This window comes from Streptomyces sp. NPDC055243, assembly GCF_044544025.1.
Lineage (GTDB): Bacteria > Actinomycetota > Actinomycetes > Streptomycetales > Streptomycetaceae > Streptomyces.
On record NZ_JBITWR010000008.1, the window covers coordinates 296,975 to 319,307 of the forward strand.

A 22,333-nucleotide genomic window follows, 5' to 3' on the forward strand; every position below is an offset into this window, starting at 1 on the left:
GAAGCGGAAGGCCAGTTGCGCAGGGCTCACCGCGACGTCGTCCACCGTCGCGCGACTCGCGGGTCGGTGGCCGCGCCGGTCAGTAGCCGCGCAGGGCCTTCCAGTCGTCCTCGAGAATGGAGTACTGGACGATGTCGTGCCACACACCGTCGACATGGCCGTAGTGCCGCAGCCGTCCCTCCCGGACCATGCCGGCCTTCTCGATGGCCCGCTGCGCGGCGATGTTCGACGGCATGAATCCCGACCAGACGCGGTGCAGGCCGAGCCGGTCGAAGCCCAAGACGCCCAGCAGGAAACCGATCTCGACGCTGTGGCCCACGCTGACCCGGTCGGCGCGCAGCGCCAGACCCACCTCGGCGCTGCGGTAACCGACGCGGACCATCCCGCCCTCGCCCGACTGGTCCTCGACGATCAGCTTCGCCGAGCCGATCAACTCGCCCGTGGCGATCTCGCTGACGCCCAGGCGGTAGTGCGAGCGGGGAGTCCGCCGGGCGCCCGCCCGGGCCTGCTCCACCAGCGCCGCGGCGTCGTGGCGCTGAAAGGGCGGCATCCCGAACTCGCGGGTGGTGCGGGGGTCGCCGAAGATGCCGAGTACTCCCTCGACGTCGCTTGGCAGGAACTCCCGCAGCCGCAGCGTGGCGCCTTCGATGAGGACCGCACGCTGCTCCGGCACCGGCGAGGGCCGTTCATCGACCTTCACCTGGCGCGGCTCTCGCGGCGCCCACAGGGGTGTCTGCTCCCGCTCGGCTTCCAGGCGATCCGTCATCTGCTGACTCCTTGGTGATGTTTCGTCGGGCCGAACGACAGGCGCGTGACCCAGAGTGGTTTGCGCGTGCGGATCGCAGGCAGAAAGTCGGCGAGTGGCAGGAGCCACCCGCAGAGGAATCCCCGGCCCCGCGGCGCGCGCACGGCGCGCACGGCGGCGATGTTCGGGTGCACCCCGCGCAGCTTGCGCTGTTCCGCGGGTGTCATCCCCCAGAGCATCGGCGGCGGCCGGTATCCGGCGGGGTAGCTCCACCGGCCCCGCTCGGTGCGGGCGGCCATCCAGGCGGGCGGGGTGTCGAAGACCAGCTCCGCTCCGGGAAAGCGGGCGGCGCACGCCTCGATGAGCCGGTGCACCACATCCCGCGGGAGATACATCAGCATCCCCTGGGCCAGGATCAGCACCCCGCGCGAGGCGTCGACCTCGTCCATCCACCGCGCGTCGGTGGCCGAACAGGACAGCGTGCGGTGACGTGGGGCGTCCGGCAGCAACCGCTGCCGCAGCGCCGCGACCTCGGGCAGATCGACCCCGAGCCAGCGCACCGTGCCGTTGTCCACCCGCCAGAACTGCGTCTCCAGGCCCTCGCCCAGCGAGACGACCGTGCCGTCCGGATGGTCCTTGAGGAAGCGGCGCACCTCGCGGTCGTAACAGCGTGCTCGTACGGCCATCCCTTGCGCCATGCCCCAGTTGCCGGTGCCGAAGCGCCGTTCGAAGGGGTAGTCGACGGCATCGATGACCTCGATCGCCTTCGGGTCCAGCAGTGCCGAACCGGGGTCCTTTGCGGCCAGAGCGCGATGGTGCAACGTCCACAGCGTCGTCTCGGCGACGCCGTCCAGCTGGGCCTGCCGCTTCTGTCCGTCCATCCGGCGATGGTCACAACACCGGCGGCGGCCCAGCAAGGAGCATCACTCCTCCGAGCGTATAGATCACTCCTTCAGTTGGGATTTCCTACCGAGCCGTTCCCGGCCCAGAGCCCCTGCCCTGGCTTCGCGCCGAGCCGCGCCGCACCGGTCGGTTGAACCTCTGATGTGACTGCACGAAGCGGGACTTACGAGGGCGCCGCGAAGGCGGCTTCGGTCATCACCCTCCAGGTCGGCCCGCGGGAGCGAGGACGCCTAAGGCACGGCGGCGAAAGGCGAGTTGAGCTCTCTGGTGCGAGGCAATACACCCCCGCCGCAGTCATCAGCACGGGGCATCTGGACATTCGCGGCCAGGTTCTGACACAGCACGCCGCGCCGCCGGGCGTCGAACGCGCGGCCGACGCCGCCGGGGGCCCGCCACGCCATCCGCTCGCCAGGGGCACGACGGGCAGGCTCGGCCTACGGTCGATGCGCCGGGAGACGGGCCGGGTCCCGCGGTCCGCGCGCCAGGATGTAGAGGAACAGGACGGCCATGACGCCGACGCCTGCCCCCATGGCCTGCTGCCAGCCGTCGACGAACGACTCCTGCGCGGCTCGGATCAGCGCCCGGCCATGGGCGCCCGCACCGGCTCCCTCCGCGGCTCCGATCGCGTTGGCGACGCCTTCGCGCGCGGTGTCGGCCGCCCCCTGGGGGACGCCCTCGAGCCGGGCGTCGATGGCGCTGCGGTAGCCGGAGGACAGCAGCGCGCCGAGCAGGGCGACGCCCAGCGCGGTGCCGAACTCCCGGGTGACGTCATTGAGTGCGGAGGCGACACCCTGGCGCTCGCGCGGCAGGGAGCTGGTGATGGCCTCGGTCGAGGGTGTCATCGCCAGCCCCATGCCGGTCCCCATGGCGAGCATGCCGGGAAGTACGGAGAGGTAGCCGCCGTCGACGGAGACGAACGCGGCCATGAGCGCCAGACCCGCGCCGGCCACGAGGATTCCTGTCGCCATGGTCGAGCGGGCCCCGATGCGCACGGCCAGCCTGGGGGCCAGGCCCGAGGCCATCATCATCAGTACGGCCATGGGCATCAGCGCCAGCGTGGACAGCAGGCCCGACCACCCCAGTACGGCCTGGAAGAACGGGAAGAGGACCACGAAGATGCCCGCCTGCACACCGAAGACCGCCAGGAGCGTGAGCGAGCCGCCGGCCGGCGAGCGGTCGCCGAACAGGCGCACGTCCAACAACGCGGCATCCCGGCGGCGCAGTTCCCAGACCACGAAGCCGACGGCGGCCACGACACCGACGACGAGGCCGAGCAGCGTCGCGGGGGCGGTCCAGCCCCGCTCGGGCCCCTCCTGCAGCACGAAGATGAGTCCGACCACCGCGACGACGGAAGTCAGCGCACCGACGGTGTCGAACCTGTGCCCGGACTTCTCACGGGAGTTGGGAACCGACCGCAGCGCCATGACCAGGGCCACGACGACCAGCGCGATCGGCAGGACGAACAGCCAGCGCCAGCTCGCCACGTCGACCAGGGCCGCGGAGAGGAACATGCCCAGGATGCCGCCACCGCCGGCGACACCGGTCCACACCCCGATCGCCCGGCCGCGTTCCTCCACGGGGAACGTGGAGGTGATGACGGCCAGCGTGATCGGCATGATCATCGCCGCGCCGATGCCGCTGAACAGGCGTGCGGCGAGCATGACTTCGGCCGACGAGGCAAGCGCGGCCACCACGTTGGCGGCGCCGAAGACGGCCAGGCCCGCGAGCAGCATGGGCTTGCGGCCCCAGCGGTCGCCGAGCGCGCCCAGCGGCAGGAGCAGTGCGGCCAGGCTGAGGGTGTAGACGTTGATGATCCACAGGATGGTGCTCTGCGAGGCGCCGAAGGCGACGGCGAGGTCGGGCTGGGCGACGTTCAGCCCGGACACCGATGCGATCACGGCCATCAAGGCGACACAGACGGCGATCAGGATGGTGCGTCGCCGGCGCGCGTCCGACGCGCCCGCGCCAGGGTCGCCGCCGGGTTCGGCGGCACGCAGCGGTGGAGGCTGGTTCGTACGCATGGATTCCTCTCCAAGGGCATGCGGAGATCAGCGCCGGATCGGTCGATGGGCGCCGGGGTGAGGGGGCAGGCACAGGCCCCGCGCGGGGCGCACACGGTCGTCGTCGTGCAGCGGACTGCGGGTCCTGCGGGTGGGACTGAGGGGCGGGGATGTGCGGGAACTCAGACGCGGGTGAGGCCGTGCTCCGTGGCCGCGAGGGCCGCGTCGGTGTCGGCGGCGACCAGGTCGGCGTTCATGTGGGCACCGGCCAGGGCGCCGGCCGCGGCGGAGGCGCCGACCTGGGCGGACGGGTCGGTGGCGTTGCCGGCCACCCACACCCCCGGTACGTCGGTGGTGCCGGCCATGCCGGTGACGAAGTGGCGGCCCATCCCGCCGGGCAGGTCCTGCGTCGCCAGTCCCAGTTCCTCCAGTCCCTCGGTGCGGGCCCACATGGTGGTGGCGACGGCCAGGACACGCCGGGGCACCAGTTGTCCGTCACTCAGGCGTACGCCCGCGATGCCGCCGTCCCCGGTGGCCGCGACCTCGCTCACCGGGGCGTCGACGACGCGGATGCCGCGCGCGGCGAAGCGCGCACGGGTTTCGTCGTCCAGATCGGTGCCACGGGTGAAGTAGACGAGGTCGTCGGTCAACTGACGGAACAGCAGGGCGTGGTGGACGGAGGCCGGGCCGACGGCGAGAACCCCGATGGGCTCGTCGCGCACCTCCCAGCCGTGGCAGTACGGGCAGTGCACCACCCCATGCCCCCAGTGCTCGGCGAGACCGCGCACGTCGGGCAGCACATCGCGCAGTCCCGTGGCGACGAGCAGGCGGCGCGCCGACAGGGTCCTGCCGTCGGTGAGAGTGACCCTGAAGCGCGGATCGCCTTCGGCGGGGGCAGGGGCCGGTGCAGCGGAGGCAGGGGCCGGTGCGGCGGAGGCAGGGGCCGGTGCGGCGGAGGCCACTTCCCCGGTCACGACCAGGCCGCCGTAGCGGCGCACCTCGTCGCGCCCCCGCTGAAGCAGTTCGGCCGGCGGAGTGCCGTCGAGGCCGAGCAGTCCGTGCACGCCGTCGGCGGGTGCGTTGCGCGGGCTGCCGCTGTCGATCACGACGACCGCACGGCGGGAGCGGGCGAGCATCAGCGCGCCGTTCAAGCCCGCGGCGCCGCCGCCGATCACCACGGCATCGACGGTCTCGCCCGGCAGCTGGTCGCTCGCACGGGCGCTGGTCTCGGTCGCATACGCGGCAGTGGTCCCGGACATGGCGTCGCACCTCTCCTTCACATGAGCCCCCAGTGATTCGTGGGCTGTGCTCACGACGATAGGCACGACTTGCGGACAGGGCATAGGATGTTGCCCATGACGCAAGACAATGGCGAGATGGACAGCCTGGTACGCAAGCGGATCCGTGCCCTGCGTGTGGCGCAGGGCTGGTCCCTGGAGGAACTGGCCACCCGCGCCTCGGTCAGCCAGTCCACGCTCAGCCGCATCGAGAACGGCCAGCGCCGCCTGGCCCTGGACCAGCTCGTCACCCTCGCCCGGGCCCTGGACACCTCCCTGGACCAGCTCGTCGAGACGGCCACCGAGGATGTCATCACCAGCCCGACGATCGACGGCGCCCATGGGCTCATGCGCTGGCCCATCAAGGCAGAGCCCGGCATGAGCGTCGTACGCCAGCGCATGACCAATCCGCCGCCCGACAATCCGGCACGCATGCGCGCCCACCCGGGCCGTGAATGGCTCGTGGTCCTGTCCGGCACCGCGGTCCTGCTGCTGGGCAACCGGCGCCTGCGCATCGAGACCAATCAGGCCGCGGAGTTCCCCACGATGCTCCCGCATGCCATCGGGGCCGAGGGCGGGCCGTGCGAGATCCTGGGCATCTTCGACCGCGACGCCCGCCGCGGCCACCAGCGCGAGGACAAGGGCGACAGCGACCAGTCCAGCGCGTGATGCCCACGGCCTCAGGAGCACGCGCACGCCCCACGCGCCGGCCGGCCGATTGCGCGTACGGCAGTGCAGCGCGCCTTCTTCTTGCGCACTCCGGGATCGGTGATGACGCCACAGGAGGATCGACTTAGCGTCGCTGTCATGAGCCACGCTTCCCCGCACGCAGCCCACGACGGCGCCCACCCCCATGCCCCGCACAAGCCGGACGCCGACGACCAGGCGGAGATCCTCGATCTGGACGCGGAGGTGCTCGCCGAGCACATCGCGTCCATCACCGCATGGCTGCCCCTCGAAACGAAGCCGCGTCAGATCGTGGACCTGGGATGCGGGACGGGAGCAGGCACTTTCGCTCTGCTCTCGCGTTTCCCCGACGCGCAGGTGATCGCCGTGGACACATCGGCCGGCCATCTCACCCGCCTGCGGACCCGGGCCGAAGCCCTCGGGGTGGCCGGCCAGGTACGCACCGTGCTCGCCGATCTGGACGCCGAGTGGCCCGAACTCGGGCGGCCCGACCTGGTGTGGGCCTCCGCGTCGATGCACCACATGGCGGACCCCGACCGGACCCTGCGCGGCGTCCACGACCTGCTCGCGCCCGGCGGCCTGTTCGCCGTCGTCGAGCTGGCCGGCTTCCCGCGCTTCCTGCCCGCCGACGCTCCCAAGGAGCGGCCCGGCCTGGAGGACCGCTGCCACGCCGCCCTCGCGCACCACGACGCCGAGCACATGCCGCACCGCGGCGCCGACTGGGGTCCCAAGCTGGCGGCCGCCGGGTTCACCGTCGAGGGCGAGCGCACGATCCCCGTGAACGTCGATGGCTCGCACAGCTCGGCGGTCGGCCGGTACGCGCTCAGCAGCCTCAAGCACCTGCGCTCCGGCGCCGCCCACGCCCTATCCCCGGACGACCTCATCGTCCTCGACCAACTCCTCGACACCGACGGCCCGCACAGCGTCCTGCGCCGCGGTGACCTCGCGGTGCGCACCGAACGCACGGTGTGGGCCGCGCGCCGCGCCTGACCTGAACTCCTCCGAGGCGTCCGAGGCGCAGCAAGCCCCGGCGTACGCAGCCGCCACGCCCGGCCCCGCCAGCCCCGCACGGCCTCAGCCTGCCTCGTCGACAGGCTGAGGCCGATTGTCAGTGGCGCCAGGCACGATGGCGCACATGACAACCTCAGCTCCTGTGTTTGCCGATGCCGCTGCCTACGTGCAGGCGGTCGAGGACGCGTCGAAGGCCGCGGCCGCCTACTACACGGGCGGCACCTCGGTGTTGGACGACGACGCCTACGACCGCCTGGTGCGGGCGATCGCGGCGTTCGAGGCCGAGCATCCCGACCAGGTGCTGCCCGACTCCCCGACAGGGAAGGTCGCGGGCGGGGCCGTACAGGGCGACGTGCCGCACACGGCGGCCATGCTGAGCCTGGACAACGTCTTCACGCCCGAGGAGTTCACCACCTGGACCGCCTCCGTGGCCCGCCGCATCGGCCGGGAGGTGACGCGGTGGAACGTTCAGCCCAAGCTGGACGGCCTGGCCATCGCCGCCCGCTACACCGACGGCCGCCTCACCCGGCTGGTCACCCGCGGGGACGGCGCCGCCGGGGAGGACGTCTCGCACGCCATCGGCACCATCGAGGGTCTGCCCGGCCGGCTCACCGAGCCGGTCACCGTGGAGGTGCGCGGTGAAGTCCTGATGACCACCGACCAGTTCGAGCACGCGAACACGGTGCGCACCGCGCACGGCGGCTCCCCGTTCGCCAACCCGCGCAACGCGGCGGCCGGTACCCTGCGGGCCAAGGATCGCGCCTACACGGTGCCGATGACGTTCTTCGCCTATGGCCTGCTGCCGCTGCCCGCCACACCTGTCGACGCCGCCGAGCACCTGGCCGGGCTGGCCCACGGCGACCTTCTGCGGTACGCCGCCGACCTCGGCGTGCACACCCCGGCCGGTACCGCGGTACCCGGGCTCACGCTGGAGAGCGTCGAGGACGTCCTGGCCCGGGTGGAGGAGATCGCGGCCCTGCGGGCCGAACTGCCCTTCGGGATCGACGGGATCGTCATCAAGGCCGACCTGGCCGCCGACCAGCAGGCTGCCGGATCCGGCAGCCGGGCCCCGCGCTGGGCGATCGCGTTCAAGCTGGCGGCCGTGGAAAAGATCACCAGGCTGGTCGGGGTGGAGTGGAACGTCGGCCGCACCGGCATCATCGCCCCGCGCGCGGTCCTTGAGCCGGTCGACATCGACGGCTCCACCGTCACGTACGCCACGCTGCACAACCCCTCCGACATCACCCGGCGCGACCTTCGCCTGGGGGATCAGGTGATGGTCTACAAGGCGGGCGACATCATCCCCCGCGTCGAAGCCCCGGTCGCCCACCTGCGCACCGGCGACGAACAGCCGATCGCCTTCCCCGAGGTGTGCCCGCAGTGCGGCTCCCCCATCGACGCCGGCGAGCAGCGCTGGCGGTGCGAGCGCGGCCGCGACTGCCACCTGGTGGCCTCGCTGTCCTACGCCGCAGGGCGCGACCAGCTCGACATCGAGGGGCTGGGCGCCAGCCGCGTCATCCAGCTGGTAGAGGCCGACCTGGTCGCCGACATCGCCGACCTGTTCACCCTCACCCGTGAACAGCTCCTGGGCCTGGAGCGGATGGGCGAGACCAGCACCGACAACCTGCTGGCCGCGATCGAGGCGGCCAAGACCCAGCCGCTGTCCAGAGTTCTGTGCGCACTGGGCGTGCGCGGCACCGGCCGCTCCATGTCCCGCCGCATCGCCCGGCACTTCGCCACCATGGACCGCATCCGCTCCGCCGACGCGGAGGCGATGCAGCGGGTCGACGGCATCGGCGGCGAGAAGGCCCCCGTCATCGTCGCCGAGCTGACCGAACTGGCCCCGGTCATCGACAAACTCGCCGCGACCGGGGTGAACATGACCGAGCCCGGCGCCACTCCGCCCGCTCCCGAGGACTCGCCCGAAGGCTCTCCCGCGGATCAGGACGCGACCGACACGCAGGCAGGCCCGCTGAACGGCATGACAGTGGTCGTCACGGGCGCCATGACCGGCCCGCTGGAACAGCTCAGCCGCAACGAGATGAACGAACTGATCGAACGCGCCGGCGGCAAGTCGTCCTCCAGCGTCTCCAAGCGCACCAGCCTGGTCGTCGCGGGAGAAGGCGCCGGATCCAAGCGCACCAAGGCCGAGACACTCGGCGTACGCCTGGCCACCCCGGACGAGTTCGCCGACCTCGTGGCCGCGCTGCTCACCTGACCACCCCCGCACACAAGAAGGGTGGGCCCGCCACGTGCGAACGGAAACGGGCCCACCCACAGCGTCCTCGGGAACGCATGCGGCCACCGTACGATCACCCGCGCCCACCCGCACGCCGAGCAGGCCGCCACCAGCCGCTGCGCCGAGGTGACGATCACTCCGCTGATCTGGAATTTTTGCGCTGGTTGGCGTTGAAGCGCGCCTTCTTCTGACGATTCCCGCACGTGTTCATGTCACACCACTTGCGGGTGCGGCTCTGGCTGGTGTCGAAGAAGGCGGCTCGGCAGGTCGGGGATGCGCACAAGGCCAGTCTCCCGTCTCGTTCACCGGCGATGATGCTGATGGCGTCGGCCGCGATCACGCTGAGGGCATCTTCCACGCAGGAAGCCGAGCTGAGCCGCCATCGCCGCTTGCCCTCGGGCGTCAGGATCGCCGCGGCCCGGCCCTGAGCGCTGCGGTCATTGATGACTTGGACGGCGGACACAGGGAGAACGTCCTGGACCGCGGCCGCTGTCGCGGCGGCGTGGATCGACTCCCTCAGCTCCCGAGCGAGGCCGAGCTGGGCAGGGGTGCAGGAGTCCACGGCGAGGCCGCTCACCGCAAGCCAGTCGACGAGTCGGTGCGGCGTGGGAATGCGCTCCACGGCGTCGCCATGACGCTCCGACAGAGTCCCCGTGAAGCTGGTCGCCAGCACAGTGCCGAGGCGGAAGTCAGGGAACGCAGCACGCATGGAACCACCTTAGCGGGTTGCCGCGTGACCCAGAGATTTGCTAGAACCGCCTTAGACGGTTCGCGACAGGTCGTAGCCGGTTCCACGATGGCCAGGAGGTCTCATGCCCCGTCCGACCGACGACGTGCAAGCATTTGAAGCCCACGCAACCGACGCCGACCTCGACGATCTGCGCGCGCGGCTGACCGCGGCGCGGCTACCGGAGGCCGAGACGGTCCATGGGGCCGCGCCGGGCCCCGGCCGATGGGAGCAGGGCGTACCTCTCGCCGATCTCGTCGATGTCGTGAACTACTGGCGCACCGGCTACAACTGGCGGTCGTTCGAAGAGCGCCTCAACCAGATCGGCCAGTTCCGCACGACCATCGATGGCTTGGGAATCCACTTTCTGCACCGCCGATCCGCGCGCGCGGATGCCACGCCTCTGCTCATGACGCACGGCTGGCCGGACAGCATTGCTCGGTTCATCGATGTAGTGGACGAGCTGGCAGATCCGAAAGACGCGAACGCACCGGCGTTCCATGTCGTGGTCCCGTCGCTGCCGGGCTTTGGCTACAGCGACAAGCCGGCCACCACCGGGTGGGGAACCGAAAAGATCGCGGCCGCATGGGTGGAACTGATGGGAAGGCTCGGCTACGGCAAGTTCGTGGCCCACGGCGGCGACTGGGGCGGAAACATCACCACGGTTCTCGGCGGCAGGTTCCCGGCGCACGTTCTCGGCATCCACACGACGTTCGCGGAGGGACCGCCCGGTTTGACGACGGTCGGGCTGACGGCGGTCGAGCGCAAGTGGGCCGAGGAAGCCCGTGATTTCTGGCGTCACCGCGCGGCGTACGCGAAGCAGCAGGCGACACGGCCGCAGACCATCGGCTACGCGCTCGTCGATTCACCGGTCGGGCTTCTTGCCTGGATCCTCGACAAGTTCGCCGAGTGGTCGGACACCCAGGACAGCCCCTTCGAGACGATTTCCATGGACAGGGTCCTCGACGACGTCACCCTGTATTGGCTGACGCGGACCGGCGCGTCGGCGGCCCGCATCTACTACGAAAGCCACAACTCGCTCGATCCCGAACTCCGGGTCGACGTCCCGTCGGCACTCACCATGTATCCGCGCGACGTCGAGAAGTGTCCGCGTCCCTGGGCACAGGAGCGGTACCGACAGATCGTCCGGTGGAGCTCGCCCGAGAAAGGCGGACATTTCCCGTCGCTGGAGGTTCCCCAGTACTTCGTCAAGGATCTGCAAGAGGGCCTCGCGGCAGTACTGGCCGCTCAGCGGTGAACGCGGCTGGGCGCCGGCCCTGGGTCGCGTCCATCGAGCGTTGGGCGACCTCGGCCACCACGCCGACAGGGCAGGGCCGGCACCCGCCAGACAGGCGTCCATCGCTTCCGTGTTGCTCAGTGGTCGCCCGTGTGCGGGCGCACGGGGCGTGGCAGTGGCTGCCGCCAGTCGCCCAGCGTCGTGCGGAGAAACTGGCGGGCCAGAGGCCGTATCTCGTCCCACGTCGGATCGGTGGCCAGTGCGTTGGCCCAGAGGCCGACGCGGCAGGCGGCATCGATCTCGCCGAGGCGGCGGCCGATGGCCCGAAGACCGTTCAGGTTCTCGGGCTCGAAGGCTCCGCGCTCCGCGAGTCCTTCGGCGACGCGGCAGAGGAGCTCCAGCTCTTCGACGACGGACTCCGTATCCAGCTCACGCTCCCCCAACCAGGCAAGCTGGTCCCGGGGGCCGGCCGCGAGGAGGGTCATCCATCGCAGCGTCCAGGCACGCAGGTGTGCGTCGCCGAGATGGTTCATGTCTGCAGGATCGCACTCGGCAGGGAAGCCACAGGGCCCAGGGGCCAAGCCTGCACCGCAGAGAGTCACCGCGGGGCGGCAGAGCACCGACAGGTCCGCGGCTGGGCCCTCTGCGGTCTCGGCGACCCCTCGTGTCGTGTGGCGATCAACCCGGGAGGTACCCCACCAACAGCTCCGCCAGCTCTCGCGGCCTGCTGAGCGCCACGCAGTGGCCGCCACCGATCTCGTCGGGCACGAGACCGAGGCGCTTTCGTGCCAGGTCACGGAAGAACTCGGGCGGGAAGAAGCGGTCGTCCTTGCACACGATGAATCGGGTGGGGACGTCGGGCCAGGCCGTCAGCGGCCAGGGCGCCTCGCCCGCCCGTGAGCATTCCGCCCGCTCTCTGCGCATGGCCTCCTCGGCCAGCTCGCGCGGAACATCGTGACAGAAGCTCTCGAAGGGATCTTCGATGGCGGCCAGGCCGGCGGCTTCCCTGGCCTGGTTGCATCCGGTGGCCTCCCACCAGTCGTTCGGCCGCTCGCCCGGAGCAGGGATCATTCCGGCCAGCAGGACCAGCACGTCGGCCCGGAGCCGGTCGGCCACCAACGGCGCGGTGAACGCACCATAGGAGTGGCCGACGACCATGAGATTCCGCCGCTCGCCGACGGCCTCGATCACGGCCTCGGTGTAATCGCCGAGCCCCGCGGAAGGCTGGTCCGACGGCAGGTCCGGGGCGACGGTCTCATGCCCCCGCGAGCGCAGTTCGGCTTCGAGGAGATGCCAGGCCCAGGCGCTGTCGCCGCCACCGTGGATGAGTACGAAGGTTGCCATCCCCCCTGTATATCGCGGGAGTTGCCCTCCTCCCCGAAGGTTCTACGGAGTTTCGGCGGGCCCGGCTCCTGTTCGCGCTGCCATCAGGAGCCGAGCACGGGCCGTCGGCTCAGCAGCAGGTCGTGGCGATCGAGTCCTCCGGCCGGGCGGCGGTGCCGGATCCGCCCAGCCACTTCAGCCCGTCCAGCAGGAAACGGTTCTGGGTCTGGCTCGCGAACGACGACGAAAGCCGCGTGTTGGTCGCGTAGTCCATGGCGTTGTGACCGAAGTTTGCGTACAGCATCTTGTACTTCGCGTGGGTCCACAGAATCGGGTAATAGCCGCTGTACCACGACTGATGGGGATCCGTGCCCAGCGGGAAACTCCTGGGGTCTACAGAGGCCAGGATCTTGATGTCGGGGTTCTGCCGCAGATCCTTGGACCAGCTGTACCACTCACTGACCGACGAGGTGAATGTGGCCGGCAGGTTCTTGGTGGTCGGGTGCGTCCGGTCCTCGACCTTCAGGACCGCTGTCGTCGGGCCCCAGGTGTTCGACTTGAAGTTCCCGCTGCCCAGGAACTGATGGTGGTACCAGGGCCAGCTCGCCGCCTCGGTGGTGAAGGCCGAGACGTGGAAGCCCAGCCAGGCGCCGCCGCCGCGCATGTACCGCTCGAATCCGGACCGTTGAGCGGCGCTCTGCGGCAAGTCGTCCAGGAACAGCACGACTTGATAGGCGTTGACACCGCCGTTGCTGAGCAGGTCCCAGTTCTTGCTGGCCGTGTAGGTGAAGCCGTTCGCTGCTGCCTGCCGGGGGAACCAGTCGTTCGCCTCCTTGACGAAGTCGATGTGCGCCGCGTCCCAGGTGCCGCTGTAGAGCGCGAGCACCTTGAACGGCGCCGCTTCATCGGCATCCGCACTCGCCCGGGCGGCGGGCGGCGCAGCGAGGGCGAGCAGGGTCGCCAGCAGGAGGAGAATACGCAGGGATATGCGCGCCGAACCGGATCTGAGAGTACGCATCAGGGGATCACAGCCCTTCATGGGGAGGCTGGCGTGGGGGGTGGCTCCCCGTTCACCATGTTCACGTTGATGAACAGCGAGTGCATTCATGAAGCTGTGGCGATCGGGAACCTAGAGGTCCGTACCAAAGACGTCAAGAGGTGAAACCATGAAGGGCGCGAACGGAGCTTCCCTCAGCAGGAGTTGAACGCGGACCCGTCGGGACGCGCCGGACCTCTTCACGACGGGGGAATCAGTCGGTATGTTCCCTTCCGACCTGACCGGTCCGACCGGTCGGTATGGTCAACCCGAGAAGACGGAGGCTCGATGGCGGAGCAGGCGACACCTCAGATCGAGGGCCACCTCGACCAACGGTTCGAAGGCGTCGGCGCCGCGTTCGAGGAGAACTTCCGCGAGCGCGGCGAACTCGGCGCGGCCGTGACCGTCCTGCTCGACGGAGCCCCGGTCGTCGACCTGTGGGGCGGCTGGGCCGATGCCGCGCGGACCCGCCCGTGGCAGCGCGAGACCCTCGTGAACGTGTGGTCCACGACCAAAGGCGCCACCGCGTTGTGCGCCCATCTCCTGTCCGACCGGGGCCTGTTGGATCTCGATGCACCCGTCGCCGCGTACTGGCCGGAATTCGCCGCGGCCGGCAAGGAGCGCATCCTCGTACGGCATCTGCTCTCGCACCGGGCGGGCCTGGCCGGGCTGCGTGAACCGCACGCGCTGGCCGAGCTCTACGACTGGGAGCTCACGACGGCGCGTCTGGCCGCCACGGCGCCGTGGTGGGAGCCGGGCACTCAGTCCGGCTATCACGCGCTGACCTATGGCCACCTGGTCGGCGAGGTCGTCCGACGCGTCACGGGGCAGCTGCCCTCCGCATTCCTGCACCACGAAGTCACCGGCCCGCTGGACATCGACTTCACGATCGGGCTACCGGCGGAGGAGGCCCGGCGAGCGGCCGAGCTGGTGCACCCTCGGGTTGCCGTGAGCAGCGAACAGCGCGCCGCCTTCAGCCAGTTGGAGCCGGTCGCGCTCGCCGCCCTGGCCAATCCCGCCACCGGCGCCGCCGACGCCAACACTCCCGAGTGGCGCGCCGCCGAGATCCCCGCCGCGGGTGGCCACGGCACGGCCCGGGGTGTCGCCGCGCTGTACGACATCTTCACCGGCAGGGGACAGTACGCGGGCCGGCGCGTCCTGTCGGCCGGGGCCGCTGCACGCATCCGCGAAGGGCAGGGCGCCTGCCGCGACCTGGTCCTCGGCGCCGGTTTCGCGCACGACACCGAGATCGGCCTCGGCCTCTGGCTCAGCGGTCGGAACGGCTCGTACGGGCCCAACCCGCGGGCCTTCGGCCACGACGGCTTCGGGGGCTCCTTCGGCCTGTCCGACCCCGAGTCCGGCATCAGCATGGGCTATGTCATGAACCGCATGGGTGGGAACATCGCCGATGACCCGCGGAAGATGGCGTTGATCGAGGCGGTGTTCAAGGCCGGGCACCATCGCGGCGCGTAGCCGAACCGCCCCAACGACCCAGCGGCGTCTGCAAGAGCCCGATACGCCGAAGTACGCGGGAAGTAAGTACGCAGCGGGAAAGGCATCGCCGCGTTCGCGCCCGACCAGGGCGAGTCGGTGAACACCCTCATCGCCGACCAGCCCCCCGGGCGTCCCCGTCCCGCCGGTCCTGCCGCCCATCAGAAGACCGCGTGCCCGGCTGCAGAAGGGCCTAGCTGTCCCGCAGCCGGATCACCGCGCGCTTGGACGTCGGGTCGCGCTCCAACAGCACATACCGGCTGAGGACGGCGAGGGCGACGAGGCAGCCGCTCATCTCCAGGCCCTCCTCCACGATCGTTCCCAGCATGAGCACCGTGCTGTGGTCGTTCGCGTGCGCCCAGCCGTTGAACCCCTCGGTCAGCAGCGCCCCGCCCAGATACACCGCCAGCGCGCCCAGCAGTCCGTAGCGCAGGTCACGCGGGAGCTTCCGCGCCCACAGCACGGCGCACAGGGTGCCCGCTGCCGCGAGGACCGCGCCGGGCAACACCCAGGCGTGCGTGGGGAGCGAGCCCCCGGCCCACTCCTTCCACGACCGGCCGACCTCGCCGAGGCGCTCGTGCAACGAGATCGTCTCGTCGATGCTGAGCAGCGCTGTCGCGGCGGCAAGACCCAGCCAGGACAGCCGCCCGGGGCGCGCACCGCGCCCGGTGAGCAGCGCGGCGATCAGCGCCATGCCCGCCACGGCCAGCAGCAGCGTGCTGTTCCACCAGGTGGCGAGGTTGGCCTCGACGTCGACGTTCACCAACCTGCGGACGCTCGGGATGGGGTCGTAGTGGTTGTAGGCGCGTGTGGCGAGGTCGGCGACGAGTAAGGCCACGGTGGCGCCCGCGGCGAAGCCCAGGACGCGGTGGGGCGCCGGTCTCGCGGTCTCACCGGCGAGCCGGTCGTCCATTTGTATATCGGTCATGCGCACGAAGGCTAGCGTCGCGATCAGAGGACGAAGTACGCGGGGCACCCCGTACGGGGCTCCTCCAGACATCCCTCCTACGGCCACGCGTAGACGGCGAACTCGGCTCCCTGACCACGCGTCACGTCGACACGGACGCGGCCGACACGGACGTCGGGGGCCCCGGCGCAGGGTGCCACCGCGGCGGTAGTTGGCACGAAACGAGTGGGCGGGGCTGGAACTTCACCTTCTTCCGCGCAACGCGCCTTCCCTCGCCGGGACTACATTCCCAAAGGGGTCTATCGGGGCCGCGCAAGGCGATGAAGCCGACGACTGGAGCAGCCGTGTTCCACCGATACGCCCGCACCCGCCGACCCGAGCCCCGTTCACATATGCACGTCTGTTGCGGGGAGTTGTGTGCGTGATGGGCGATCTCGGTACAGGGCTGGGCGAGATGCTGCTCTTCGTGCTGTGCACGACCTTCCTGACCGTGCTCGCAGCCGCGTCCGTCCTGTTGCTCTCCGGGGCGGACGCGATCGTGCACGATCTGGGCCGTGGCGACTACCGGCGAGGAGCCGGACGCACGGCGGGAGATCAGCACGGCAGGGCCGCGCCTCGCGATGGCGGGCCTGGGGCGGCGGCCGATCACCGCTGCGGCGCCGCAGCGGTGTGTCTACGGCACCCTGACGCCGATCATCGTGCTGACGTCCTCGCCGGCGCTGTCAGGCGCACCGGATTCGCTCTTCCCGGAGGCGGACTGGAGCCTGTGGCCGCTGTACCCGCCGGTCATCGTGAGCGCATCCGCAGGCTTCCTCCTGGCCCGGTCACGGCACACGGACGGTCCGAACCGGCCGACCGCTTCTCCGTCGGAGGGGCGCGCGGGGTGAGCCCTGTGCCATCGGCCGTGCGGGCGGATTCTCCACGGCTCGTCCTGGTGCGCGCAGAAAGCGTTCTTCCCTTGAGGCGGAAGGAGGCTCCCACCGGGCAGGGGCGGTCGATGGACCGGATGCCCCGCAATGCCATTACCGCAGGGCTGCGGATGGCTGCTTCAGTGCGAAACCGCTCAGGCCAACCGTCTCCAGGGAGTCGTCCATGTTCCAAGTCCACCGTACGAAGCTGCGTGGCGCGGTGATCGGCGCCTGCACCGCGGTTCTGGTGGTCGGCTCCGGCCTGACCACTCTTCCCGCGCAGGCGCAGGCGCAGGCGCCGAGCGAGCAGGCGGCCACGGCCACCGCGGTCATGTCATCGCCCGCGGAGCAACAGGTCGCGAGCTTCTTCCAGAACTACCTGGACGCCTCGAACGGCCACCAGATCGACGGCAAAAGCCCTGCCGAGATCCGCCGGGAGTACCTCACCTCGGAACTCGACGACGCACTCACCGTCTGGGGCTCCGAACACCAGGCGAATCCGATCTTCCGCCGTGACGAGGTGATCAAGAGCTGGTCGACGACGGAAAGCGACAGCACCACGACCCACACCAAGATCATCATCACTGAGAGGTGGGAGGACGGCACCAGCCAGGACGTCTGGTACCAGGTCCGCCTCTCCGACATGGTCATCGATGACCTGAAGGACCCCACCGCCTGAGCCAGGGCCCCGCACCTCGAACCGCCCACTCCCGCCCTGCCGCTAGCCCAAGGCGCGGGCCCGTGCGAGCACTTCGGCGGGGGCCTTGGCCACCGAGCCGGTATCGAAAGGAGGTTGTGGGTCGTACTCGGTGTAGAGCTGGATGGCCTGGGCGGTCACGTCGTCGGTGAGGAGGGCGGCGAGCTGGACCGCCATGTCGATGCCGGAGGAGACTCCGGCCGAGGTGATCACTCGATCGTGCCGGACCACACGCTCGGAGGTGTAGTCGGCCCCGTACGACTTCAGTTGGGCGGCCGCGTCCCAATGGGTGGTGGCGGTCAAGCCGTCCAGCAGACCGGCCGCGCCGAGCACCAGGGCACCGGTGCAGACCGAGGTGGTGAAACGGGTTCCGGCGTGGATGCGGCGCACCCAGTCGAGGAAATCGGGGTCGTCCACCATCGCGAGGAAGCTGCCCCCGCCCGGGATCAGCAGGACATCACACGCTTCCACCTCGGAGTACCGGGTCGGCACGTGCACCGGCAGTGACCCCAACACGTCCTGCACCAGGCCCGGTTCGGCCGTGACGAACCGTACGGTGGCGCCGGGCACGTACGCGAGGATCTCGTAGGGCCCGATCGCGTCGAGCGGCTCGAAGCGGTCGAAGATCGGGATCACTATGTCCATGCGCCGCAGCCTAGCCGCCGTCCGGTCCGCTCTCGCCGGGGCCTCGCAATCCGAGGGGGTACGGCCACGGAGGCGTGACCGGGACGGGCGAACTCGGCGGGCATCAGCCCGCCCCCTCCCCCGCCGCCCGTGGACGGCAGGAGAGGGGGCGGGTGTGCGTGCGACCCCTGGGCTTCAGGTACCGCAGTTGCCCGACGTCGGCTCACCGGCGAAGCGTCGGCCGAGCCACTCAAGTGCCGGTCCGTTGCCCTGAATCGCCGTGCCCACGTGGGACTGGCCGGGGAAGGTCTTCCACTCCACGGCGTTGCCCTTCGCGCACCAGTCGGCCCGCAGCTTCTGGCCGACGGCGTAGGGGATCGTCTCGTCCGCGTCCCCGTGGTACACGAACGTGGGCGCCGACGGCCGCTTGGTGCCGATCAGCTGCTTGGCAATCGCCCGCTGCCACACCGGCCGGTCCAGCGGGTTGGACTTGGTGACGTCTTCGATCTTCTTGCCGCGCCCTGCTTCCAGGACCGTCCCGCCACACTCGTTGCGCACCACTTTGACGAGCTTGTGGCCCTCCTTGTTGAGGTACTTGTCGAGCCCCAGCTTCGGATACGCGGCGTTCTGGCCGACGGCGGACATCAGCAGATAGCCCGCGCTGTCCCCGCCCTCCAGGGATTCGGCGACCTTGGTGAGATCGGCGGGGACGCCGCCGCTCGCCGTTCCCTTGAGCTTGAGTTCGGGAGCGTAGCTCGCCGCCATCTCGGCGGCCTTCGCGCTGGCGCCGCCGCCCTGCGAGTAGCCCATGATCCCTACGGGCGCGGCCGAGGAAACGCCGTACTTCGCCGCCTCCGGGTGCCGCTGGGCCGCGCGCGCCGCGTCGAGGACGGCGCTGCCCTGCGGCTTGGCCACCATGTACGTGTGGTCGCCCGGGGTACCGAGACCTTCGTAATCGGTGACGACGACGGCATAGCCCCGTACCAGCGCCGCGTTGACGAGCGGAGCCTCGGCCGTCGTGCCGCCCGGGAAACCGGCGGACGGCGCGCACTTGTCGCCGATACCGACCGTGCCGACGGCGTATGTGATCAGTGGACGGGGGGTGACTTTGCCGTCGTCGGGGACGATCACGGTTCCGGAGACCGCGTTGGGGCGGCCGTTGGCGGAGGTCGACCGGTAGGTGATCTTCCAGGCCTTGGTGGGGGTCGGCACGCCCGGCGTGTACTGGAACGAGGACGGCGCCGAGCTGAGGATCTTGCCGGGGCCGGTCTTCTTGCCGGGCTTCTTGCCCGGCTTCTTGCCCGGCTTCTTCCCTGCGGTCTCGGCCGCGGCATGGACCGAGGGGGTGGCGTCCGCCGCGCCTGGGGGACCGGCCGGCGCGTTCGGGCTCTCCGCGGCCGCGGACCCGGGGAGCCCGAGCACCGCCACCGCGAGAACGGCACCTGCGGCCACGGGTCGTCTACGTAAGGCTGACATCATGCGGCTCTCCCAACTCTCCTGTGGGCAAGGGGGGTTGTGGAGCACCGTACTGACCCGTCAGTAATACGGCTATAGATGTGCAGGGGGCCGAGGCGACGCCGGTCGCTCAGGCCCGGTGGAAGACGAGCTCGGGGTATACACGTGCGCGGGGGGGGGATCGTCGGGTCGGTTACGCCCAACTGACCGACGAGCCAAAGGATATCGGTGGAGGCGAGGCTCCCGGCGTCGGCGACGGCCGGGTCTCAGTGGTGCTGCGTCATGTGGGCGAGGGTCTGGGCGGCACTGTCGGGGGCGAAGGCGCCGCTGATGCCCTCGGCCGCTCCTTCGGCGGCTTCGATGGAGCGCGGGACGAGGATCTTCTCGTACGCGGTGACGGCCTGGTCGGGGGTGGGGTGGGCGATGAGGGCCTGGGCGAGGTCGGCGCCGTCGAGCATGGCGAGGTTGGCGCCCATGCCGGAGAAGGGGGACATGAGGTGGGCGGCATCGCCGAGGAGGGTGAGGCCGGGCGTGTGGGGCCAGGTGTGCGGGACGGGCAGGGCGTACAGGGGGCGGTTGGTGTAGCCCGTGTCGGTGCCGGTGATGAAGCCGAGCAGGGCGGGGCTCCAGCCGGTGAACTCCGCGAGGAGTGCCTCGCGTACGGCGTTGGTGTCGGTGAGGTCGACACCGGCCCGCTCGTGCCAGTTCTCGTCGGTGCGCATGCCGACGTAGATGCGGATGTGCGCGCTGCTGTTGCGCTGGGCGACGAAACCCTGGTTGTTGTCGAGGGCCATCATCGTGCCCGCGCCGGCGAGTTCGGCGAGAGCGGGGTGGCTGCGGTCGGCATCGCTGAGGCCGGTCTCGACGAAGGTGACGCCGGTGTAGAGCGGCGTCGCGTCGGACAGGAGGCGGCGGACCTGGGACCAGGCGCCGTCGGCCCCGACGACGAGGTCGGCATCGGCGGTCGTGCCGTCGGCGAAGTGCAGGCGGTGCGCCCCGTCGCCGAGCGGGGCGACGCGGGTGAGCTTGTGCTCCCAGTGCACGGTGTCCGGCTTGAGGGAGTCGAGGAGGAGGTCGCGCAGTTGGCCGCGGTCTATCTCGGGGTTGCCCTCGGTGGCGTCGGCGGTGGTGCCGTCTGTGGGATCGGCCGTGGGCGGCGCCGCGTCGAACAGGATCTGACCGTCGCGGCCGACCAGTCGCATCTGCTGGCCCTCGGGGCGGGCCACGGCCAGGAAGTCGTCCAGCAATCCGGCTGCACGGAGGGCGTGTTGGCCGGATTCAGGGTGCATGTCGAGACTGCCGCCCTGGTCACGGGCGGTGCGGGAGGCGTCGGCGTCGTAGACGGTCGCGGTGATGCCGTGCTCCTGCAGGACGCGGGCACAGGTCAGGCCGCCGGGGCCGGCTCCGATGATCGCGATGCGGGGTGCGGGTGTGCCTATGGGTGTGGTGTTCAAGGTGTTCAAGGTGACCTCCGTTCGCGCAGCACAGCAGTGCTGCGCTGAGGCGTGGTGTCGTCCGACGAGGTGTGCGCGGTGGCGGGGGCTCAGCCGTCCGCGATGGCGGCAGCGTCTTCTGGGACGTCCGGCCGCCACTACAGAAAAGCACACCAACCCAATAAGTGCAACGACTCAACTTTTGAAGTTGGACAACCGAAGAAGTAGAGTCCAGGCATGACCGATACCGAGGCCGACACCGAGGCCGACACCCCGCCCCCGCCGATGGGGCGCCGCGAGCGCAAGAAGGCCGCCACCCGCCAGGCCATCGCGGATGCGGCACTGCGTCTGTTCTTGGAGCGCGGATACGACGATGTCGGCATCCGGGAAATCGCCGACGCCGCAGACGTGTCCACCACCACGCTGTTCAAGCACTTCCCGGTCAAAGAAGCCCTCGTCCTCGATGAGGACGCCGCCCAGGAAGCCCGCCTGCTCGCCGCCGTCCGCGAACGGCCCCCGGGCCAGTCCATCCCCGCGGCGCTGCGCGAGCACGCGCTGCGCCACCGCACGGCGGCCGCGGACGGCGACCCCCGCTTCACCGCCTTCTTCGACCTGGTCAACAGCACCCCGGCCCTGCGCGACTACGGCCAGAACATGTGGCTGCGCCACACCTCCGCCCTGGCACGGGCCATCGCCGACGAAAGCGGCCTGCCCGCGGACGATCCCGCCTGCACCGCGCTGGCCCACTTCGCCCTCGAAGCGCCCCGCGCCGCCCGCGGCCACGACGACCCTCGCCAGGCCATCACCCGCGCCTTCGACCTGCTGGAGAACGGGTGGCGCGCGCCTGCCTGAGGGCAGCCGCCGGTTCGGCGCGGGCTCAGGAGACATCCGCGCGACCCGAGCGGCGAGTGCGAGCGGCGAGCGGGTCATGGCGCCGCTGGACCCCAGGCCCTGGGTCAGGCCGCCGGAGTGGTGGCCTCTCCTGCCGGGCCGCCGTCCTCCTCGGGCGAGCTTCCCTCCGGCCCCAGCGGGCTCCCCTCCCACACCAATGCCTGCCAGCCCTCGTCAGGCGAGCCCGTGAGGATGACCACGCCCGTGTTGCCCAGCGGGTGACTGGCCCCGAACGCCACGTCGACATTGGCCGCGCGGGCAGCCACCCACATCCGGATCGCCGCACCATGGCTGACCATCGCCACCGTCTCCGCCCCCGTCGCTGCGGCCTCGGCGACGACGGTGTCGAACCGCCCCAGGGCCTCCGCGCCCGTCTCGCCACCCGGCATCCGGCGCTCGGTGTCGCCCCCGGACCAGGCGAAGGCGGTGTCAAGGTAAGCGGCGGCGGCCTCGTCGTCGCCGCGCATCTCCAGGTCCCCGGCGATCAGCTCCCGGATCCCGTCCCGGACCTGCACCTCGAGGCCGGTCGCGTCGGCCAGGGGCGCGACGGTCAGCTGCGTGCGTACCAGCGTGGAGGCGTACAAGGCGTCGATCTTCTCCCCCGCCAAGGCCTGCGGGAGCGCCGCCGCCTGGTCCTGCCCCAGCGGCGTCAGGCCCGGGCCCGGCGCCCCCGTGTCCAAGAGGTGCTTGACGTTGGACGGGGTCTGGCCATGACGTATGAGCAGCAAGCGCATGCGGGGAC

The 22,333-nt window shown here is 70.6% G+C and carries 20 protein-coding genes and 1 pseudogene; 8 read left to right on the plus strand and 13 right to left on the minus strand.

Translation table 11 applies throughout. The annotated features are described in order from the left end of the window. Window positions 1–79: 79 nt before the first annotated feature. The 4 genes from ACIGXX_RS24515 to ACIGXX_RS24530 all read right to left on the minus strand — a co-directional run bounded on the left by ACIGXX_RS24515 (window position 80) and on the right by ACIGXX_RS24530 (window position 4,907). Window positions 80–766 (minus strand): GNAT family protein, encoded by a 687-nt coding sequence (locus tag ACIGXX_RS24515; RefSeq protein WP_351166056.1) that lies wholly within the window; start codon window positions 764–766, stop codon window positions 80–82. Continuing rightward, complete coding sequence (locus tag ACIGXX_RS24520) at window positions 763–1,626, minus strand: class I SAM-dependent methyltransferase (RefSeq protein WP_351166054.1); 864 nt, start codon at window positions 1,624–1,626, stop codon at window positions 763–765. The genes ACIGXX_RS24515 and ACIGXX_RS24520 overlap by 4 nt, the downstream gene beginning before the upstream one ends. Window positions 1,627–2,082: 456 nt before the next feature. Beyond that, window positions 2,083–3,669: an MFS transporter gene (locus ACIGXX_RS24525; RefSeq protein WP_399978765.1), complete on the minus strand. Its 1,587-nt coding sequence runs from the start codon at window positions 3,667–3,669 to the stop codon at window positions 2,083–2,085. Window positions 3,670–3,830: 161 nt separating this feature from the next. Then, window positions 3,831–4,907: an NAD(P)/FAD-dependent oxidoreductase gene (locus tag ACIGXX_RS24530; protein ID WP_399978768.1), complete on the minus strand. Its 1,077-nt coding sequence runs from the start codon at window positions 4,905–4,907 to the stop codon at window positions 3,831–3,833. A gap of 96 nt (window positions 4,908–5,003) precedes the next feature. Here ACIGXX_RS24530 and ACIGXX_RS24535 point away from each other — a divergent pair, with 96 nt between their 5' ends. From ACIGXX_RS24535 to ligA, 3 genes are all read left to right on the plus strand, one after another. Continuing rightward, the gene (locus tag ACIGXX_RS24535) at window positions 5,004–5,594 is read left to right on the plus strand and encodes an XRE family transcriptional regulator (protein ID WP_366461771.1); all 591 of its coding nucleotides are present in this window, start codon (window positions 5,004–5,006) and stop codon (window positions 5,592–5,594) included. A gap of 138 nt (window positions 5,595–5,732) precedes the next feature. Beyond that, the gene (locus ACIGXX_RS24540; RefSeq protein ID WP_399978772.1) at window positions 5,733–6,602 is read left to right on the plus strand and encodes a class I SAM-dependent methyltransferase; all 870 of its coding nucleotides are present in this window, start codon (window positions 5,733–5,735) and stop codon (window positions 6,600–6,602) included. 136 nt (window positions 6,603–6,738) lie between these two features. Continuing rightward, window positions 6,739–8,841 (plus strand): NAD-dependent DNA ligase LigA, encoded by a 2,103-nt coding sequence (gene ligA / locus ACIGXX_RS24545; RefSeq protein WP_399978775.1) that lies wholly within the window; start codon window positions 6,739–6,741, stop codon window positions 8,839–8,841. 154 nt (window positions 8,842–8,995) lie between these two features. On the opposite strand, the gene ACIGXX_RS24550 is transcribed toward ligA, so the two are convergent. Next, window positions 8,996–9,571, minus strand: a complete 576-nt coding sequence (locus ACIGXX_RS24550) for a CGNR zinc finger domain-containing protein (RefSeq protein WP_351166042.1) — start codon at window positions 9,569–9,571, stop codon at window positions 8,996–8,998. Between the two features lie 103 nt (window positions 9,572–9,674). Between ACIGXX_RS24550 and ACIGXX_RS24555 the strand changes: the two genes are divergently transcribed. Next, window positions 9,675–10,847, plus strand: a complete 1,173-nt coding sequence (locus tag ACIGXX_RS24555; protein ID WP_399978778.1) for an epoxide hydrolase family protein — start codon at window positions 9,675–9,677, stop codon at window positions 10,845–10,847. Between the two features lie 116 nt (window positions 10,848–10,963). On the opposite strand, the gene ACIGXX_RS24560 is transcribed toward ACIGXX_RS24555, so the two are convergent. The 3 genes and pseudogenes from ACIGXX_RS24560 to ACIGXX_RS24570 form a co-directional block, all read right to left on the minus strand. Further along, entirely contained in the window at window positions 10,964–11,359 is a 396-nt protein-coding gene (locus tag ACIGXX_RS24560) for a hypothetical protein (RefSeq protein WP_399978781.1), read from the minus strand. Between the two features lie 145 nt (window positions 11,360–11,504). Further along, complete coding sequence (locus ACIGXX_RS24565) at window positions 11,505–12,170, minus strand: alpha/beta hydrolase (RefSeq protein WP_399978784.1); 666 nt, start codon at window positions 12,168–12,170, stop codon at window positions 11,505–11,507. A gap of 118 nt (window positions 12,171–12,288) precedes the next feature. Then, window positions 12,289–13,167: pseudogene (locus ACIGXX_RS24570) on the minus strand (ThuA domain-containing protein); the annotation flags it as partial. 306 nt (window positions 13,168–13,473) lie between these two features. Between ACIGXX_RS24570 and ACIGXX_RS24575 the strand changes: the two are divergent. Continuing rightward, window positions 13,474–14,658 (plus strand): serine hydrolase domain-containing protein, encoded by a 1,185-nt coding sequence (locus ACIGXX_RS24575; RefSeq protein ID WP_399978787.1) that lies wholly within the window; start codon window positions 13,474–13,476, stop codon window positions 14,656–14,658. A 211-nt stretch (window positions 14,659–14,869) separates the two neighbouring features. Here ACIGXX_RS24575 and ACIGXX_RS24580 read toward each other — a convergent pair whose 3' ends face one another. Further along, the gene (locus tag ACIGXX_RS24580) at window positions 14,870–15,604 is read right to left on the minus strand and encodes a hypothetical protein (protein ID WP_351166034.1); all 735 of its coding nucleotides are present in this window, start codon (window positions 15,602–15,604) and stop codon (window positions 14,870–14,872) included. Between the two features lie 533 nt (window positions 15,605–16,137). On the opposite strand from ACIGXX_RS24580, the gene ACIGXX_RS24585 reads away from it, so the two are divergent. Together ACIGXX_RS24585 and ACIGXX_RS24590 are read left to right on the plus strand one after the other, a co-directional pair. Further along, window positions 16,138–16,470: a hypothetical protein gene (locus tag ACIGXX_RS24585; protein WP_351166032.1), complete on the plus strand. Its 333-nt coding sequence runs from the start codon at window positions 16,138–16,140 to the stop codon at window positions 16,468–16,470. Between the two features lie 205 nt (window positions 16,471–16,675). Beyond that, on the plus strand, window positions 16,676–17,170 hold the full coding sequence (locus ACIGXX_RS24590; protein WP_351166030.1) for a hypothetical protein: 495 nt from the start codon (window positions 16,676–16,678) through the stop codon (window positions 17,168–17,170). Between the two features lie 42 nt (window positions 17,171–17,212). On the opposite strand, the gene ACIGXX_RS24595 is transcribed toward ACIGXX_RS24590, so the two are convergent. From ACIGXX_RS24595 to ACIGXX_RS24605, 3 genes are all read right to left on the minus strand, one after another. Continuing rightward, entirely contained in the window at window positions 17,213–17,833 is a 621-nt protein-coding gene (locus ACIGXX_RS24595) for a DJ-1/PfpI family protein (RefSeq protein ID WP_366461780.1), read from the minus strand. Window positions 17,834–18,007: 174 nt separating this feature from the next. Then, the gene (locus ACIGXX_RS24600) at window positions 18,008–19,264 is read right to left on the minus strand and encodes a lipase family protein (RefSeq protein ID WP_351166026.1); all 1,257 of its coding nucleotides are present in this window, start codon (window positions 19,262–19,264) and stop codon (window positions 18,008–18,010) included. A gap of 269 nt (window positions 19,265–19,533) precedes the next feature. Continuing rightward, complete coding sequence (locus tag ACIGXX_RS24605) at window positions 19,534–20,721, minus strand: NAD(P)/FAD-dependent oxidoreductase (protein ID WP_361465867.1); 1,188 nt, start codon at window positions 20,719–20,721, stop codon at window positions 19,534–19,536. A gap of 216 nt (window positions 20,722–20,937) precedes the next feature. Here ACIGXX_RS24605 and ACIGXX_RS24610 point away from each other — a divergent pair, with 216 nt between their 5' ends. Next, window positions 20,938–21,552, plus strand: a complete 615-nt coding sequence (locus ACIGXX_RS24610) for a TetR/AcrR family transcriptional regulator (RefSeq protein ID WP_383821866.1) — start codon at window positions 20,938–20,940, stop codon at window positions 21,550–21,552. Between the two features lie 104 nt (window positions 21,553–21,656). Here the strand turns inward: ACIGXX_RS24610 and ACIGXX_RS24615 are convergent, their stop codons facing one another. After that, on the minus strand, window positions 21,657–22,325 hold the full coding sequence (locus tag ACIGXX_RS24615) for a histidine phosphatase family protein (protein WP_361465873.1): 669 nt from the start codon (window positions 22,323–22,325) through the stop codon (window positions 21,657–21,659). Window positions 22,326–22,333 lie beyond the last annotated feature (8 nt).